This window comes from Acinetobacter colistiniresistens, assembly GCF_024582815.1.
Lineage (GTDB): Bacteria > Pseudomonadota > Gammaproteobacteria > Pseudomonadales > Moraxellaceae > Acinetobacter.
The window spans coordinates 3,601,970-3,618,918 of record NZ_CP102099.1; the positions used below are offsets into that span (position 1 = coordinate 3,601,970).

General features: G+C 43.7%; 15 protein-coding genes, 1 other RNA gene and 2 pseudogenes. 6 read left to right on the top strand and 12 right to left on the bottom strand.

Features of this window, described 5'->3' with window-relative positions:
• Positions 1-21: 21 nt before the first annotated feature.
• A pseudogene (locus NQU59_RS17285) lies at positions 22-1,396 on the top strand (NAD(P)/FAD-dependent oxidoreductase).
• A 78-nt stretch (positions 1,397-1,474) separates the two neighbouring features.
• On the opposite strand, the pseudogene NQU59_RS17290 reads toward NQU59_RS17285, so the two are convergent.
• The 8 genes and pseudogenes from NQU59_RS17290 to NQU59_RS17325 all read right to left on the bottom strand — a co-directional run.
• Positions 1,475-1,729: pseudogene (locus NQU59_RS17290) on the bottom strand (lipocalin family protein); the annotation flags it as partial.
• Positions 1,730-1,853: 124 nt separating this feature from the next.
• Positions 1,854-2,213: a transfer-messenger RNA gene (gene ssrA / locus NQU59_RS17295) on the bottom strand.
• 160 nt (positions 2,214-2,373) lie between these two features.
• Entirely contained in the window at positions 2,374-4,368 is a 1,995-nt protein-coding gene (ggt, locus tag NQU59_RS17300; RefSeq protein ID WP_257064214.1) for a gamma-glutamyltransferase, read from the bottom strand.
• A 309-nt stretch (positions 4,369-4,677) separates the two neighbouring features.
• Positions 4,678-6,204 (bottom strand): DHA2 family efflux MFS transporter permease subunit, encoded by a 1,527-nt coding sequence (locus NQU59_RS17305; RefSeq protein WP_257064215.1) that lies wholly within the window; start codon positions 6,202-6,204, stop codon positions 4,678-4,680.
• A gap of 6 nt (positions 6,205-6,210) precedes the next feature.
• Complete coding sequence (locus NQU59_RS17310) at positions 6,211-7,359, bottom strand: HlyD family efflux transporter periplasmic adaptor subunit (RefSeq protein WP_005239164.1); 1,149 nt, start codon at positions 7,357-7,359, stop codon at positions 6,211-6,213.
• A gap of 316 nt (positions 7,360-7,675) precedes the next feature.
• Positions 7,676-7,903 carry a hypothetical protein gene (locus tag NQU59_RS17315; RefSeq protein WP_257064216.1) on the bottom strand — a complete coding sequence of 76 codons (228 nt, stop codon included), beginning with the start codon at positions 7,901-7,903 and terminating at the stop codon, positions 7,676-7,678.
• Between the two features lie 85 nt (positions 7,904-7,988).
• Positions 7,989-8,360, bottom strand: coding sequence for a class I SAM-dependent methyltransferase (locus tag NQU59_RS17320; RefSeq protein ID WP_228267640.1), 372 nt, complete (start codon positions 8,358-8,360; stop codon positions 7,989-7,991).
• 176 nt (positions 8,361-8,536) lie between these two features.
• Entirely contained in the window at positions 8,537-9,034 is a 498-nt protein-coding gene (locus NQU59_RS17325; RefSeq protein ID WP_257064217.1) for a thioesterase family protein, read from the bottom strand.
• Positions 9,035-9,204: 170 nt separating this feature from the next.
• Here NQU59_RS17325 and hemB point away from each other — a divergent pair, with 170 nt between their 5' ends.
• Together hemB and thiO are read left to right on the top strand one after the other, a co-directional pair.
• The gene (gene hemB, locus NQU59_RS17330; protein ID WP_043973068.1) at positions 9,205-10,218 is read left to right on the top strand and encodes a porphobilinogen synthase; all 1,014 of its coding nucleotides are present in this window, start codon (positions 9,205-9,207) and stop codon (positions 10,216-10,218) included.
• Between the two features lie 282 nt (positions 10,219-10,500).
• Positions 10,501-11,622, top strand: a complete 1,122-nt coding sequence (gene thiO / locus NQU59_RS17335) for a glycine oxidase ThiO (RefSeq protein WP_257064218.1) — start codon at positions 10,501-10,503, stop codon at positions 11,620-11,622.
• On the opposite strand, the gene NQU59_RS17340 is transcribed toward thiO, so the two are convergent.
• From NQU59_RS17340 to NQU59_RS17350, 3 genes are all read right to left on the bottom strand, one after another.
• Complete coding sequence (locus NQU59_RS17340; protein ID WP_257064219.1) at positions 11,608-12,513, bottom strand: TIGR01777 family oxidoreductase; 906 nt, start codon at positions 12,511-12,513, stop codon at positions 11,608-11,610. The two genes, thiO and NQU59_RS17340, sit on opposite strands and share 15 nt — an antisense overlap.
• Positions 12,514-12,598: 85 nt before the next feature.
• The gene (locus NQU59_RS17345; RefSeq protein WP_096911375.1) at positions 12,599-13,045 is read right to left on the bottom strand and encodes an ABZJ_00895 family protein; all 447 of its coding nucleotides are present in this window, start codon (positions 13,043-13,045) and stop codon (positions 12,599-12,601) included.
• A 286-nt stretch (positions 13,046-13,331) separates the two neighbouring features.
• On the bottom strand, positions 13,332-13,784 hold the full coding sequence (locus tag NQU59_RS17350) for a GNAT family N-acetyltransferase (protein WP_257066348.1): 453 nt from the start codon (positions 13,782-13,784) through the stop codon (positions 13,332-13,334).
• A 152-nt stretch (positions 13,785-13,936) separates the two neighbouring features.
• On the opposite strand from NQU59_RS17350, the gene NQU59_RS17355 reads away from it, so the two are divergent.
• On the top strand, positions 13,937-14,314 hold the full coding sequence (locus NQU59_RS17355) for a VOC family protein (protein WP_257064220.1): 378 nt from the start codon (positions 13,937-13,939) through the stop codon (positions 14,312-14,314).
• A gap of 32 nt (positions 14,315-14,346) precedes the next feature.
• Positions 14,347-14,733: an SMI1/KNR4 family protein gene (locus NQU59_RS17360; RefSeq protein ID WP_257064221.1), complete on the top strand. Its 387-nt coding sequence runs from the start codon at positions 14,347-14,349 to the stop codon at positions 14,731-14,733.
• A gap of 9 nt (positions 14,734-14,742) precedes the next feature.
• Here the strand turns inward: NQU59_RS17360 and NQU59_RS17365 are convergent, their stop codons facing one another.
• A complete protein-coding gene (locus NQU59_RS17365) occupies positions 14,743-15,525 on the bottom strand; it encodes a crotonase/enoyl-CoA hydratase family protein (RefSeq protein WP_257064222.1) in 783 nt (260 codons plus the stop codon).
• A 164-nt stretch (positions 15,526-15,689) separates the two neighbouring features.
• Between NQU59_RS17365 and NQU59_RS17370 the strand changes: the two genes are divergently transcribed.
• The gene (locus NQU59_RS17370; protein ID WP_257064223.1) at positions 15,690-16,940 is read left to right on the top strand and encodes an exonuclease SbcCD subunit D; all 1,251 of its coding nucleotides are present in this window, start codon (positions 15,690-15,692) and stop codon (positions 16,938-16,940) included.
• Positions 16,941-16,949 lie beyond the last annotated feature (9 nt).

A 16,949-nucleotide genomic window follows, 5' to 3' on the forward strand; every position in this document is an offset into this window, starting at 1 on the left:
GTAAAGATAAAAGGATAGCAAATGAATCATTTCAATGAAGAAATGGCGAACTACAATCCAAGCACATTGCCATTTCGACCTCTTGGTGGCTGGGTAGAAGAACCAAGTGATCTTCAGCCTGAGCTGGAAGGCTCTGTCAACGCTGATGTCATTGTGGTTGGGGCTGGATTTGCGGGGCTCTCCACTGCCCTTGAGCTGAATGCCCGTGGTGCAAAAGTGATTGTGCTTGAACAGGAGTTCGGTGGCGTTGGTGCCAGTGGCCGTAATGCTGGTTATCTGCTTGGCAGTATGGGCATTGAGTTTGAAATGTTCGCAAAACGCGTCGGTGTTGAGCACGCACGAAAATTTGTGAATTTTTATGACGAGGCCGTGTGCTACGTCGAAAAGCGTCTAGCCGAGTTGGAAATTCAATGTGATTACAATCCTTCTGGCATCATACGTGCTGCGATTGATCCTTCTCAGGAAAAATGGCTACGTCGCAGTATGGAGGTTGGTCGTGAACTGGGTTCAATCACTCGCTTTGTAGATCAAGCAGAGATGCGCGCTCGCGGTATTCCACCAGCGTTTCTATTTGGTAGTGAGCAACGTGGCGGCACGCTCAATCCTGGTAAATATGTCGGCGGTTTACGTCGTGCGGCAATTCAGGCAGGCGTTAAGCTCTATGAAAAAAACGCCCTTGCTGTCTTACAGTGAAGGCGCGGAGATAACCTGCAAGACTCCACGAGGTCGTGCAACTGCCTCAATCGTAGTATTGGCGACAAATGCGTTCACACCTCAGTTAGGGTTACTACGTGATAAGGTTGCGCCGATACGCGTATCAGCAATTGAAACCCAACAGTTGTCTCCAAAGCAATTGGCATCTTTGGGTTGGCAGAATAGAGAAGGAATTATTACACCGCATTTGATGATGGAGAGCCATCGTCTCACAGCACACAATACGATGGTGTTGACGGTGAAGAAGTTAAATTATGTTTATGGTTCAAAGACTCCTAATGTGCCAGATCAAGATGCCTATGCTGCACTGGCACAGACCTTGCGTGAACGTCATCCTACCTTGCAAGGTCTTGGTATTAAGCACTGCTGGAGTGGTTACGTTAGCGTGGCATATGATTTTCTGCCTGTGGTAGGTACTACAGGAACGCATCAAAATATAATCTATGTTGCTGGCTGTACTGGGCATGGGCTTGCTACTCAGTCCTTTATGGGGCAGTTACTTGCCGAGAAAATCAAAGGCATTGAGAATCCTATTTTAACAGCCCTGTATCATAAAACGCCTTCGACCCTCCCTGAACCATTGCAGTGGTGTGCTTTTAAAACCGCTTTCTCCGCAGCTGGTTTTTATGATCGTCTAACTGACCGTAAAGCACGTTCTATGAGTACAAATTCGGAGATATAAAAGCTTTAAATAAACAAGCCCTTGAAAGATCAAGGGCTTGTTTAAATGTTTATGAAAACGGTGACAGTTTTTCATTTATTATTTCTGCGGAGTTCGAACCAGCTTAGACACATCATATCCATAATCCCGTGCAGTTTGCACATACGATTGATACGTTGCCGCATCCAGATTCGGATCTCTTGATAATATCCACAGGTACTTATGAGATGGGCCTCCGACCAATGCGACACGGTAATTAGAATCAACTCCTAGAACCCAGTAATCTCCTTTGGTGAACGGAATCCATCGTAATCCAGAAGGCAAGAAGCTAACTTTTAGCATACTATTCCCTTCATAAAGGCAAAAATAAGGTCAAATCAAGTCGGATGATATCGGACAAACAGGCAAATAAAAAAGCCTTCAAGTATTGAACTTAAAGGCTTTTTTATATCGGATCGAACAATCCCTAATAATATTTTGGTGGAGATGGCGGGAGTTGAACCCGCGTCCGCCAGCACTACACTCGAGAATACTACATGCTTAGATATCGTCTATTGTTTTAACACTAAGTGACCCGACGAACAGGGTACAAAGTGCGATCCTCTAGATTTGGTATAGTGTCCCGAGGCTCAACACTATACGGACTTGTGTGCGTGCGCTTCAGTCGGGTTCACTGACCACAAGTATTCAGTGAAGCGGACAAGCTGCCCTTAGGCAGCTAGAGCGTATGATTCGTCGTTTGCGACTATTAAAATGCAAATTTTATTTACGAGAGGAAATGCGCTCTCGGCATGCATCTATGAGTTTCATCACCAGCGTCGAAGCCAATAACATCCCCAAAGTACAGCGCAATGATAACATAGATGGCTAGAATTTAAATGTTAATTTCTAAGCATCGAACAAAATATGCGCTTATAAGTCTATATTGTTGCTGAACTTGGTTTTTCAAGACCTGAATTAAAACAAGCTGCCACAAAGACAGCATTCTCGATATAAACTTATAATGCACCATTACCTAACACAATGCCCTCACGGCGTGGGTCTACACCACCAGCATATTTGCTTTGATTATCAATTTTGACTTTCATAATCGTGGCAATACCACTGGTTTGTGCCGTATTGGAAATACCATGCCCTTTTGCTTTTAAACCATCAATCAGTTCCAACAAAGACAACTGGTCGTTTGAGCTATCAATATTAGTATTAGGGCTATTGGTTGCACCGAAGTTCACCAGCGAAGTTGCCTGCTGGGCATTCAGGTTCCAGTCCAATGCCCCAACCAAGGTTTTAACCACATATTGAATAATGGTGCCACCGCCCGGTGAACCTGTTGCCATATAAAATTCATCAGCTGTGGTGCCTTTGAATACCAAAGTGGGTGCCATGGTACTGCGTGGACGTTTGCCCCCTTCCACCCGATTGGCCAACAAGGCCCCTGTTTGATCGACAGGGTAGGCACTAAAGTCGGTTAGCTGATTGGATAACAAGAAACCATCGACCATATGAAATGATCCCATACTGGATTCGACTGTCGATGTCATGGATACCACATTGCCATAAGCATCGACGATGGTGAACTGTGTAGTACCATGCTCAACTGTCTTATCGATGCCCGCATTTGAGTCGAATTGACCTGCTTGCGCCACCCCCATACTTTGATCTGGACTGATCAATGCGGCCCGTTGTTTTAAATAGTTTTTATCAAGCAAACTGGCAATGCCTTTCGCGGGTAATGAAATGAAGTCAGTGTCTGCCACATATTTATCACGGTCTGCATAGGCCAAGCGCTCTGTCTCAGAAACTAAATGTACGCCCATGACATCGGGTATCCCGCCTTCATTTTCTGGCTGTTTCGGCGGATATTTGCTCATATCGAAGTTCTCTAGAATACCCAGTGTTTGTGCAACTGCAATTCCTCCTGAGGATGGCGGTGGCATGGTACACACATAATAACGGTCACGGTAAGTCGTACAGATTGGCGTGCGTTTTTTAACTTGATAATTCGATAAATCCTGTAAAGTCATCAAGCTTGGAGTAATCGGTGTACGGGCAGCATCGTCCCCGATTGTTTGTCCAGCTTTTGCCACGATATTCTGCGCCATTGGCCCACTGTACATGGCTTTTGCACCTTGGCTTGCCAGTGCTTCCAGCGTTTTGGCATAAGCTTTATTGGTCATGGTTTCACCAACTTTACGAGGCGTACCATCTGGGTAGAAATAGGTCGATACCGCATTGGCATCCAGCGCCAAATGGTCGGCATTACTTACAATTGCATCGGCCAAACGTCCCGGAATACGAAAACCATGATCGGCCAGATCAATGGCTTGATAAAAAAGCTGATCCCATTTCAGTTTGCCATGCTCCTGCTGAGCCTGTTCCAGTAACCGCATCACCCCAGGAACCCCGATCGAACGTCCGCTACGGCGGGTGCTTGGTACAGGGGCTGGAGATTCTGGATCATGTATATCCTGTCGAATCAGATAGTATTCATTGGCTGCGGCAGGCGCAGTTTCTCGCCCGTCATAAGCTGTGACCGTTTTGCTTTTGGCATCGTAATACATCATAAAGCCACTGCCTGCGATAGTACTGGATTGTGGCTCAACCAATCCCAATACCGCCTGTACCGCAACGGCCGCATCAACGGCACTGCCACCCGCTTTTAAAATCTCGCATCCCGCCTTTACTGCCAATGGCGTGTTCGCGACCACCATATATTGATCAGCATATTTAACCGTATTGTTTAATCGATAGCCTGACGCACCTTCGGGGGCCGCTGGATCACCATTCTGGTCTGAACCCACCACCACACTGGAACCATCCTGTACCAGTTTGCTACAGCTCGTTGAATCTTGGTCAATAATTACATTGGAATTTGATGGGTGATTGCTATTGGAGTCATTGCCCGATTGATCTGATGAGGAATTATTTCCACATCCTTGTAATATGCCAACAGCCAATAGACTACTGAACAAAAATGAATATTTATGATTCACGTGATAACTCCACTATATCGATCGACCTATCCATGCAATTGTCATGCAAGCGTCTTTATTTTTAGGTACAAATGTTTTTAATCTTTGATAAAAATAACTTTTAGTCATCTCTAATAATTTTGGGCCTTCAATCCTAAGCCCACCAATGTCCCTCCTTGTTTGATCATGTCGTCCTTTTGAACTTTCAGCCCGATTCTGGCACGTATTTCTGCTATAAAAACAGGCAAAATCTAACAATTCCTAGCCAAGACACTATTTTTATACATAAAAAAAGCACCTCCCAAGAGATGCTTTTTTTCTTCAAAATATCTAGTGTGTTGGCATGCCACTCGTATTGCCTTTCGGCTTTGGACTCATCCAGATCAAGGCACTGGCAAATACAAACACAATCGCCAACAGCATAAACACATGATTGGCAGACATGGTAATGGCCTCTTTATCGACCAGATTCGAAATCATAGCGAGTGTCGCATCAGAAGAGAATCCATTCTGCAACAGGGTATTTTGTACTTCTTGCGGATGTAAATTATTCACCATTTCACTACGCGCCACTTTGGCATGATCATCCCAAATCGTGACTGCAATCGACGCACCAATCGCCCCTGCCATGGTTCTCAAGAAGTTCATCAAACCCGCAGCCGAGGCCATTTCCTGTGGCAACACCGAACCCATTGCAATATTCGACAGCGGTATAAAGAAGAATGGCACGGCAAAGCCCTGCAAGATTTGCGGCCAAGCCAAAGACATAAAGTCAGCATCCGTCACCCAAAAAGCGCGCATTAAAGTCACCACACCCAGCAAGGCTAAACCAAAACTGGCCAATGCACGCGGGTCATATTTGGTTGACAGCTTGGCTACAATCGGGGACATGGTCAGACTGCCAAACCCCATGGTTGCAGTTAGATAACCCGCCCATGTGGCGGTATAGCCTAAATTAATCTGTAGCCACTGTGGAATCAGTACAATACTGCCAAAGAAGGAACCGAAGCCAAAAGCCAACGCCAATACGGACACGGCGAAGCCCCGATGTCGGAACACATGCAAATTCACCACGGGATGCTTTTCGGTCAGCTCCCAGATCATAAACACAATAAAACCAACCACGGCAATTAAAGCCAACATGATTATACTGCTGCTGTTAAACCAGTCTCGTTCATGCCCCAAATCGAGCATCAATTGCAGTGCGCCAATCCAGAGCACCAACAACCCCAAACCAATCGCATCAATTCGTAGTTTTTCTGTTTTGGTTTCAGCTACAGATAACAACCGTATCGCAGCTAAAGCACAGAAAATCCCGACAGGAATATTGATAAAGAAAATCCAGTGCCAAGAAAGATTGTCACTGATTAATCCACCAAGAATTGGACCTAAAATTGGTCCGATCACCGTGGTCATCGCCCAGAGACCCATCGCCTGTGCATGCTTTTCAGGTGGGAAAATCCGCATCAATAAGGTTTGGCTGAGTGGCATGAGTGGGCCACCACACAGACCCTGTCCGATACGGAAAAACACCAGCATTTCCAAGGAAGTGGCAAGACCACATAGAAAGGAAAAGATAGTAAAACCAATCAGACCAAAAACAAACACGCGCACTGTACCAAAGCGTCCTGCAAGCCATCCGGTTAATGGCACACAAATCGCTTCTGCAACGGCGTAGGAGGTAATGACCCAAGTGCCTTGTGAACTGGAAACTGCGAGGTTACCTGTAATATGAGGCACAGATACGTTGGCAATGGTGGTATCTAGGACCACCATAAAATTGGAAAGGGCGATGACAAATGCTGCAAGCAGTAGACGCCCACCACTAAGTTCTGCAAAAGGATTTTGCGTTTTCATGGCTAATTACTTCGATGCGAGATCAATATCCGCTTGCATCGACAGCCCCACACGCAATGGATGTTGTGCAAGTTCTTTCGGATCAAGACTGATACGTACAGGTAAACGCTGTACCACTTTAATCCAGTTACCCGTAGCATTTTGTGCAGGAATCAAGGCGAAAGCAGCCCCCGTACCACCAGAAAAACCTTGTACTACGCCATGATAGACCACATCATCACCATACAAGTCAGAACGTAAAGTGACTTTCTGTCCGGCTTTGACTTTCGCCAATTGGCTTTCTTTATAGTTGGCATCGACATACAGTGCAGACACTGGGACTACCGACATCATTACCGTACCCGGTGCAACGCGTTGTCCAATCTGGATATTACGGCGTGCGATCACGCCATCGATAGGTGCTCGAATTACCGTACGTTCTAGATCCAGTGTAGCTTGTTCCACATGTGCTTTCGCCACCAATACATCAGGAGTCGATGCTTCATTCAAACCTTGGATCAAGGCATCGTTGGCAGCCAATGTACTTTCCGCAGCTTTACGGCTCGAAGAGGCTTGCGCCAAACCAGCCTGAGCTAATTCCAGACTGGCTTTTGCCGTAGAAACCGCACTTTGTGCCTTACTCAATTCTTCTTTAGAAATCGCGCCAGATGCAGCCAGCTCATTACGACGATTCAATTCCAGTGCAGCACGATCGTAGTCTGCTTGCGCCTTGCTCACTTGTGCTTGTGCACTGGTGATTTCATCATTACGCACCACCACTTGAGAGTTCAAAGAACTGCTATTGGCCTGACTTTGTTTATATTGACGCTGCGCCTTGGCAAGTTCCGCCTGCGCCTGTGCCAATTGAATCTTGGCATCACGCTCATCAATACGCACCAACACATCACCCTGTTTAACCTGTTGCGTCTCTTTCACCAATACATCGGTCACCTGCCCACTGACCATCGAGGTAATCTGTGCGGTTTCTGCGCCGACATAGGCGTTGTCGGTACTAACTGAATGGTTAAAGAACAGTGCCCAAATACCGTACAGGATTGCAGCAAGAATAAGAATGAGTGCGAAAAATCCGAGAAACTTTTTACGTTTTGCTTTCATTGCATCATCTGATGCCGAGTCTGAAGCAACATCCTGAGGCTTGGCTTGGGCGTCGGTCATAGGTTATTCCTGAAAATTAAAGAGACTTTTTAACTTTTGGTTTAATCAGCCGATCAGTTTATTTAAAAAAACTTAACTGAATGTTAAAACCCAAAGTGCAAAACGGCAGCAAAATATTATTGGGCATTTTAACGATAAAAAATCATAATACGAGAATAAAAAAATAACTGATGCGTTCAATTATTAATTAATGATATTTTTTAAGTAGACTCACGATACAAGTCTTTCCAAATCCCCCCAATCAGCTCTTGGTTTAAAGTTTAATCGCGCGTGTTGCCAAAAACGTTGGCATAAATCGATCTACTCAAAAACGTGGCTACAATTGATCATCTTCATAAAAGCTCTGAAGCAGAAAGCCTGCAGCCAGTTGCCGCTGAATTAAATCAATGAAGCTATGCCCAAATACCACTACTTCTCCTCTTTGTAACTTGGCATTGAGCGCGTCCGCACTTAGATCCTGAAGATCTGAATAAGGCAAGGTATACATCGGATGAATCAGTCCCTGCTTGGCATATTCAGGATTACGATCTGAAATAAAAACCACAGGATTATAAAACTGGCGATCAGAATCCCTTGAGGTTTTTTAAGACTCGAGAACACATCTTCCAGACCGCTTGAATATCCGCAACCTAGAGGTTTGAAATGGGTTGGATGATCAGGTCAAATTCAGCATTGTGAAAGGCATGCAAATCACACATATTTCCCTGTACAGTCTTGAGATGCAGTCCTTCCCGCTCAGCCACCATGCGATCTTGCTGTAGTTGCTGATCGGAAAGATCAAACACCGTGACATTCGCACCCGCAGCCGCCAACACAGGTGCTTGTTGACCACCTGCAGAGGCTAAACACAAAATATTTTTCCCGACAATCTCACCGAGCCATGCTTTGGCTAATGGTCTTGGGATAATATGCACTTCCCAATCGCCCTGAAGGGCTACAGTGATGAGTTCATGACTAACAGAACGTGACCATGACTGCTGCTCTTGCGCCTGCTTATCCATGCTGCTCGAATATGTTTAAGCAAATCAAAATGATGCTTCAGATGAGGTACAACAGCTCCTTTTTCTTGCTGAATCACGTATTCCTTAGGATAGAAATACGTTATCAATGCGGAAAAAGGAAGTTGAATGAAAGACAGAAGTCCATGCTAAAAAACAGCTTAAGTGTTCAACACTTTTTAGTAAGCATAAGAGGCAATTGCTGTCGCAATAGGCTTATCTTCATCATTGACCATGGTCATGCGCATGGTACAACCTTTACGCCCTAAACGTAGCGTTTCAGCACGGGCAATGAAGTATTTTCCACGCCCAGGGGCCAGATAATCGACACGCATGTCTACAGTGGCCAAACGGGATACTTTCTTGATGGTATCAGGCAGATCTTCTGGCGTGGCACGGAGATAGAGTTGCTCCATTGCCGCAACCCCCCCAATACTGTCCAGAATCGTGGCGGCGACACCCCCATGTAAAATCTGAAATGCCACATTACCCACCAGTTCTGTTTGCATCTCCACATAGGCTTCAATCTGGCCATCGACCACCCGCATCACCATGCCGCAATATTTAAAAAACGGACAGGCATTGAATGCCTTACATAATTGCTTCGAGACCACTTGGTGGTCTGCCTTGGCACCTAACTGAATATTCCCAGTCCAGTTTCTCTTTACATCATTCATACGCGGCCTACACTCAATGGAGAGAATAACTTTCCATTCTTTTGCACAAATCTAAAAATATGGGGCTACAATAGCGGGGTTTGTAATTGAGTGATGTCGCTGAACTCTCCCCTAGCATGGCTGAATCACTCAATTATTCCTATAGTGTAATACTGAACATCGAGATTGTTATGACTTATACGTTCAATCGTCCAGCTTTTCCTGCGACTCGCATGCGCCGTATCCGTAAAAATGACCAACTACGTGCCATGGTCAGCGAAACACATCTGACAACGGATCATTTGATTTATCCAGTGTTTGTATTACCAGGACAACAACAGACCCAAGACATTCCAAGCATGCCCAATGTGCAACGTTTGTCCGCTGATTTATTATTAAAAAAAGCAGAAAACCTGCTTGAACTCGGGGTTTCAAAACTGGCTTTATTCCCAGTCACCCCTCAACAAGATAAGAGCTTAACTGCAGAAGCCGCTTGGCATGAAGATGGCTTGGTACAAACCACTTGCCGCCTCCTTAAAAAAGAATTACCAGAGATGGTCTTGATTACCGATGGTGCACTTGATCCTTATACCACTCATGGTCAAGACGGTATTATTGATGACACGGGTTATGTACTCAATGACGAAACCGTTGAATGCTTAGTAAAACAGGCGCTGAGCCATGCTGCGGCAGGTGCCGATGTGATTGCACCAAGTGACATGATGGATGGCCGTATCGGTGCGATTCGCCAAGCACTTGAACAAAATGATTTTATCTACACCAACATCATGGCCTATTCAGCCAAATATGCTTCTAGCTTCTATGGTCCTTTCAGAGATGCAGTCGGTTCTGCCAGCAACTTGAAAGGCGGTAATAAATATAATTACCAAATGGATGTGGGGAACCGTGCTGAAGCCTTGCATGAGATTGCACTGGATCTACAAGAAGGTGCGGATATGGTGATTGTTAAACCAGGTATGCCTTATCTGGATGTAGTGCGTGAAGTCAAAGATACTTTTGGCGTACCTACCTTTATCTATCAGGTCAGCGGCGAATATGCCATGCTTGCCGGTGCAATTCAAAATGGCTGGTTATCTGACAGCGTGATCTTAGAATCATTATTGTGTTGCCGTCGTGCAGGTGCAGATGGGATCTGGACCTATTTTGCTGAAGATGCAGCCCGTAAATTAAAAGAGATGAAATAGAAGTTATATTTCATCTATCCGAAAATGATAGTATCTACTCCAGAGTCTTGTTGAGCTCTCATCCTTTTTCTGGATTAGCCTTCGGCTCGACCTACTTTTCTTTCGGGAAAAGTAGGCAAAACCATTGTCATTCGCAAAACCTGTTCACTTCTTACATTTTTCTAATATTGAGGATGTATAACAGGGCTTCTCTTAGCGTATATCACGCAGGTTGCGAATGACGTCTTCCGTGTAGCAAATTTCAAGATACGTTTTATCTTAGAAACCACTTAAATTAAAGTTATGCATATTGCCATCATTGGTGCGGGTATTAGTGGCTTAATGTCAGCATTGGAACTTGCTGAACAAGGCTGCTCTGTCGATATTTTTGACCAACAACAAGCAGGTCAAGCCGCCTCATGGGCAGGTGGAGGTATCCTCTCGCCGATGTATCCTTGGCGTTATGCGCCCGAAGTCAATCAACTGGCGCAATATGGCAAGCCCCTCTACCAAGTATGGAATGAAAAACTGCTGCCTGTTACGGATATTGATTTTCAAATCCACGATACAGGCATGCTAATTTTCGATCAGGACGATTTTGAAATTGGCTTGAATTACGCCACTCGATATCAAGAACCGATGCAACACAGTGAACTGCTCAATCGTTCTCAACTACAGCGCGTCAACCCATATATTTCAGCACAATTCCAACACGCAATGTATTTCCCATACCTGTCCAATGTCCGTAATCCACGTTTATTACAATCGTTAATTTGCTATTTAAAACAACACGCTGCGGTACGTTTCTTTGAGCATTGCCCTGTTGAAAAACTGATGATTCAAAATAAAAAAGTTCAATGGATTGAAACCGAAGATAGTCGGAAATTTACTGCAGATCATATGGTGATTACGTCTGGGGCATGGAGTCAGCAATGGCAACAGCAGCTTCAACGCAATATCCCGGTATATCCCGTGCAAGGGCAAATGCTGTTATTTAAAACCCCTGAAAACTGGCTGCCAACCATGTGCATGAATCGGGTGATGTATCTGATTCCACGTCAAGATGGTCACATTGTCTGTGGTTCAAGCATGGCAGAGACTGGCTTTAGTACTGCGGTGGATGAACATACCCAGCAAGATATCCTCACTGCCTGCTTAGAGATGGTGCCTGAGTTAGCGCAATTCCCGATTGTAAAACGCTGGGCAGGTTTACGTCCAAGTTCCCCACAGGGTATTCCCTATATCGGCCTCATGCCAGACTTGGAAAATCTTTGGGCTAACTTTGGGCATTTCCGCAATGGCCTGTGTATGGGATCAGGCTCAGCGCGTCTACTACGTCAGCTCATTTTGAAGCAAGACCCACTGGTTGATCCCCTAGCCTATTCACCTCTGCGCTTAAAGCGACAGGATTTAATTTCCTGCTAAAATTTCAGTTAATGCCACATTCAAATCTGGATATTGAAATTGGAAGCCCTGTTCTAACAACGCCGTAGGTGCCACATACTGACCATTCAAAATAAGCTGCGATTGTTCACCAAGCACCGATTTAAACACACACTTAGGCATTGGTATAAAAGGTTTACGTCTTAACATCTGAGCAGCCATTTGAACGAACTGCTTTTGATTGATTTGTTCTGGGGCGACAAGATTATACGCCTTTTGACTGTGATTAGATTGCAACAGAAAAACCATGGCATTCAGTACATCTTGGATATGAATCCACACGACTGGTTGCTGTCCTGAACCAATTTGTGCAATGGTATTCAGTCGAATCGGTAACAGCATTTGTGGCAAAATCCCGCCCCGTCCAAAAACTACACCTAAACGAATGATCTTGGTATTTTGTTGACTAAATTTTAAAGCGGTCTGTTCCCATTTTTGGCAAAGTTCGGACATAAAAATCGCTTGTGGTGGCGTATTTTCATCACAAACAAGTTTCCATTGCTCTTGTGGATCAATACCGTAATAACCAATCGCAGAGCCAGAAATAATGCATTTGGGAACAATTTGCCGATGTTCCAGCCATTGATATAGTTGTTCTGTCACCGTAACACGGCTGTGTATTAATTGCTGTTTACGCTGTTCCGTCCAGCGTTTTGCACCAATATTTTCACCAGCCAGATTAATCACATAATCAATCTGTTGCGTTGCAATTTGATCAAGATCATTCACCCAACGTAGCGCTGAATGCTGAGAAACCCGATTTGGCTGTCGGGTCAGTGCAATGATTTGATAGTGTTGTTCTAATAAAAAAGGCAACAAATGTGAGCCAATAAAACCACTTGCACCTGTGATTAAAACCGTCTGTTTTTGCATCGCACTCTCATCCCGCATGATATTGATCAGATCAATGTCTAACTCTTAGCAGAATGAAAGTGAATTACAAGTGAACTTTGTTCAACTAATTGAACATTTTATTGGCCATTCGCTGTGCTTGCGGTCCATAAAACCAATAGGTAATCAAGAACAGTGGCACGGCTATCACAAACCACATTGCTATAATACTAAGCAAAAATGCAGGTTGTTTCAGATATAACAAGAAGTTTTGCCACACTTCGGGATCTTTGCGTGCAAAAATAAATAGCCCGAACAATAAGCCACAGACGTTGTATCCCCAAAAGATCAGACTAAATCCAATACTTAAACGTTTCCTTTCCTGTGGCGTGGGTGCACGGCGCTGTTTCTTCAAAAATTTAAATAAAAGCACAATGATGGCAATTAAATAAGGAATAGCAGTCAATACGCCGCCAATACTATTAGGCAAAATGGCTGCTAGCACACCAACCAACAAAGTCGCAGTAAAACAAATTATGAAAAACCAGAAATAATACAAACGCAATGAAATCATATAGATAAACCTAATTAGACTGGTCTTAAGTAATAATTATAAATTTTTTTCACTTTTTTTTCATTTTAATGTCAACCAATCCTCAAGCAACAGCGTTATATAGGGTACAAGGTCGCAGCAACCGATTGGACATTGCACGGCATCCGCAGTGTTTTCGGTGACCTTTCATTATGACTCTCCATCTTTCGCAATGGTTGTGTTAGCAGCCAGAACCATTGAAAAAGATTTTGACCGACGATTTATCATCACTCGAATCGTCGGTTTTTATTTGCCTGAAATTTGTATGCTAAAACGTATCAGCAACATACATTTTCATCAATTCCCCCTCATCATCTTGAACCCTTGTTAAAAATACCCAACCGCATTTTTCATAAAAATCATCTAGGTCTGTGACCAAATACAGTTTCTCAAACCCTAAATTTTTCATTTCCGCACGTATGAAGTCCAACAGTTCCCTTGCAATATTCTGCTTCCGATAAGCCTCTTCAACAAATAGCGCACATAGATTGGGACTAAGGTCGTTACGGTCATGAAAATCATTCTCGATCACTCCAGCCCCTGCAATGATTTGCTGATGTTTATTCAGAATCAGATACCATTGTGGAATTTCTCCTGGCTGTTCAATTGAGATTTGTATGCTGTCTCGATAGGCCTCAATAGGGATTTCCCATTTATCTGAAAACCACATTGCGGCCTGCGCTAAAAGCTCTGGTGTATTAACCAGTTTAATGATATTCATCAATTTCAACTTCATCTCTTTAATCAAGACTAAATTACATTCTTTCAATCAAGTACGCGGCCCGAGGAATCTACTTACATAAATCGTTATCTGTAATTTCCCCGATCTATTTAGAATAATTTCTAGACAATAACTACAAAAGGATAGCTGCCATGAACAGTATTATTTATTTTGAAATACAGTCGTCAGATCCACAACGTGACATTCATTTTTATCAATCAGTATTTGGCTGGAAATTTGAAAAAGTGCACGACTTACCGATCGAGTATTATCGAATTGCCACAGAGGGGATTTACGGCGGTTTACTGCAACGTCCCGTTGCAACACCACCAACAGGATGTGGCAGCAATGCTTTTACCTGTAGCATCGAAGTAGAAAGTTTCGATGCTGCAGCAGCTAAAATTCTTAGCTTAGGCGGCATTGTAGCGATGGATAAATTCGCCATCCCGAATCGTTGTTGGCAAGGTTATTTCCTGGATCTTGATCACAATACCTTTGGGATTTGCCAGATTGATGAAAAAGCAGTATAAAAAAATTATTAATTTTTTATTGAAAAATCACAATGCCTTTTCCGATTGAAGAAGAATATATCATGGCGGCTGAACTGGAATTACAGCTGAGATTTCCTCAATCATTTAGAAATAAAATGATTGAGGAAAATGGTGGTGAATTGTTCATCGTCGATCATAATTGGCAAATTTTTCCTTTTTTTGATCAATCCAATCCCAAAAGAAAAATGCGGACATGTAATCATATTGTTCGAGAAACTAAACTCGCACAGGCATGGGATGGATTTCCTGAATCTGCAATCGCATTTGCTCAAAATGGCTGTGGCGATTATTTAATTTTTCTTCCTGATCCGCTCAAGCCAAATGTTTTAGCAGAATCCATATTTGTTTGGTTTCATGAAACTCATCAAGTAGAGCAACTCACTCATCCTGTATTTTAAAAATATTAATTACCGCCCCTTAAACTGCGGTGGGCGTTTTTCTAACATCGCGCGAATCCCTTCTTGAGCATCTTCAGATACAAACAGTGGCATTAAATAATTGTTCATTTTTTCAAATGCAACTGTTTGCCCTTCCACGACTGCATCTGTTGCAGAAGCCAATAACGCCTGTACAGCCAATGGTGCAGAAACACAGATTTCTTTAGCAATTTCCAAGGCACGCTCAAGTTGCTGCCCTGACGCCACCACCTCCGAGACGAGGTTCAATTCATAGGCCGTTTTACTATCAAAAGTTTTGCCCGTTAATAAATAAGGCATCGCTTTTTGCCAACCTGCAGCCTGCACGAAACGAACAGTTGCACCACCAAATGGCATGATGCCGCGTAATACTTCCAACTGACCAAAGATGGTATTTTCACCGGCAATCACCACATCGGCATTCAGCATTAACTCCACCCCAGCGGTATAGCAGATCCCTTGTACTGCCACAATGACTGGTTTAGTCCGATGCCGACCACCTGTTCCCCACGGATTCACCTGATCCGCTGCAAAATTAAAAATGCCTTGTGAAATTTTAGACTGTAATTCCACCAGATCTAAGCCCGCGGTAAAATGATCACCATGCGCAAAAATCACGGCGCAACGCAATTCAGCATTGTTTTCATATTCTGTTAAAGCAAGGGATAAATCCTGAATCATATGGCTATCGAAAGCATTGCGCTTTGCCACCCGATCCAAGCCAATCAACATGATGTGATCAATAATTTCGCGGCTTACTTGACCTAAGCTCATTCTATATTCCTCATTGTTAAAATAATGCTATGGAGCTCAAACTAGAGCATCGCTTAAAAATGATCAAGCGGCATCTTGTAGTGCTTTTTCTGCTGAGCAAGACGCTCCCTTCGCCCTAAATACGTGCTACCTTATTCGGGTTTATTTTATTTTTAGATTCATTTATGACCGTGCGTTTTTTTCATACGTCTGATTGGCATTTGGGGCAGTTTTTTTATAATCATTCCCGCCACTACGAACATGAACAATTTCTGGCATGGTTACTTGAGCAGATCAAAGCCAAACAACCGCATGCCTTATTGATTGCGGGCGATATTTTTGATGTGATTAATCCCAGCTCACAGGCACAAAAACAACTGTATCAGTTCCTTGCCGATGCTCATGAGCTTGCCCCACACATGCAAACCTTAATGATTGCAGGCAATCACGACTCGGGTTATCGCATTGAACAGGTTGAGCCTCTTTTAGAAAAATACAATGCCAAAACCGTTGGAGTGATTCGCTGGAATCAAGATAAAAGCCTCGATCTAGAACGTTTAATTTTGCCAATTTATGACGAGCAAAAACAGATTGTGGCGTGGTGTATTGCCCTGCCATTTCTACGATCAGCTGAAATCACAGGCTTTAATGAACACACCACCAACAGTCAAAATGCGATTGCTTATTTGCATCAACAATTGATCGAAGAAGCCAAACGCCGTAAAACTGATGATCAAGCCCTGATTCTAATGTCGCATGCGCATATGCAAGGCGGAGAAACCTCCGATTCAGAACGACCAATTATTATTGGTAATGAAGAAGCCCTATCTACGGCTCTGTTCGATGACAGCATTGATTATGTAGCACTGGGGCATTTGCATAAACCGCAAAAAGTACAGCATCCACATATTCGTTATAGCGGTTCACCTATTCCTCTGTCATTTAGTGAAATCAACTATAAACATCAAGTGGTTGAAGTGACCGTTGATCCTAAAAAAAATGAAGACGCGTTTAGCTTTGAAACTTTGCCGATACCTCGAAGTATTCAACTGCATAAAATTAAAGATGAACTCAGTGCAGTCATGCAACGCCTGCGCAATCTGCCAAATGAACCGATCGAAAATCTCGAGCATCGTGAATATGTCGATATCGAATATCACACCACGACCCCACCACAGCCTAACCTACGACAACAATTTGAAGATGCCTTACCGAAAGATCGTTATCGACTGGTGCGGATTTCCAGACAATACCTCTCCAATGAAAGCACTGCCGAGAGCAAGCAAACGATTAGCCTAGAGCCACCAACACCCGAAAAACTATTTCAGCAAATTTGGGAGAAAAAAGGCTATCACGCCGATGATGAAGTCACCAAAGACTTTATGAGTTTAGTCGCAGAAGCGCAAAAGCAACTTGAAGATGATCAGACTGTTTAGGGACCTGCC

Bases quoted from the DNA above. Each gene is read 5' to 3' on its own strand.
- NQU59_RS17310 (WP_005239164.1), bottom strand. From the start codon at position 7,359: ATGACCGACGCCCAAGCCAAGCCTCAGGATGTTGCTTCAGACTCGGCA.
- thiO (WP_257064218.1), top strand. From the start codon at position 10,501: ATGCATATTGCCATCATTGGTGCGGGTATTAGTGGCTTAATGTCAGCA.
- NQU59_RS17370 (WP_257064223.1), top strand. From the start codon at position 15,690: ATGACCGTGCGTTTTTTTCATACGTCTGATTGGCATTTGGGGCAGTTT.
- hemB (WP_043973068.1), top strand. From the start codon at position 9,205: ATGACTTATACGTTCAATCGTCCAGCTTTTCCTGCGACTCGCATGCGC.
- NQU59_RS17320 (WP_228267640.1), bottom strand. From the start codon at position 8,360: ATGGATAAGCAGGCGCAAGAGCAGCAGTCATGGTCACGTTCTGTTAGT.
- NQU59_RS17360 (WP_257064221.1), top strand. From the start codon at position 14,347: ATGCCTTTTCCGATTGAAGAAGAATATATCATGGCGGCTGAACTGGAA.
- NQU59_RS17340 (WP_257064219.1), bottom strand. From the start codon at position 12,513: ATGCAAAAACAGACGGTTTTAATCACAGGTGCAAGTGGTTTTATTGGC.
- NQU59_RS17305 (WP_257064215.1), bottom strand. From the start codon at position 6,204: ATGAAAACGCAAAATCCTTTTGCAGAACTTAGTGGTGGGCGTCTACTG.
- NQU59_RS17350 (WP_257066348.1), bottom strand. From the start codon at position 13,784: ATGAATATCATTAAACTGGTTAATACACCAGAGCTTTTAGCGCAGGCC.
- NQU59_RS17365 (WP_257064222.1), bottom strand. From the start codon at position 15,525: ATGAGCTTAGGTCAAGTAAGCCGCGAAATTATTGATCACATCATGTTG.
- NQU59_RS17345 (WP_096911375.1), bottom strand. From the start codon at position 13,045: ATGATTTCATTGCGTTTGTATTATTTCTGGTTTTTCATAATTTGTTTT.
- NQU59_RS17325 (WP_257064217.1), bottom strand. From the start codon at position 9,034: ATGAATGATGTAAAGAGAAACTGGACTGGGAATATTCAGTTAGGTGCC.
- NQU59_RS17355 (WP_257064220.1), top strand. From the start codon at position 13,937: ATGAACAGTATTATTTATTTTGAAATACAGTCGTCAGATCCACAACGT.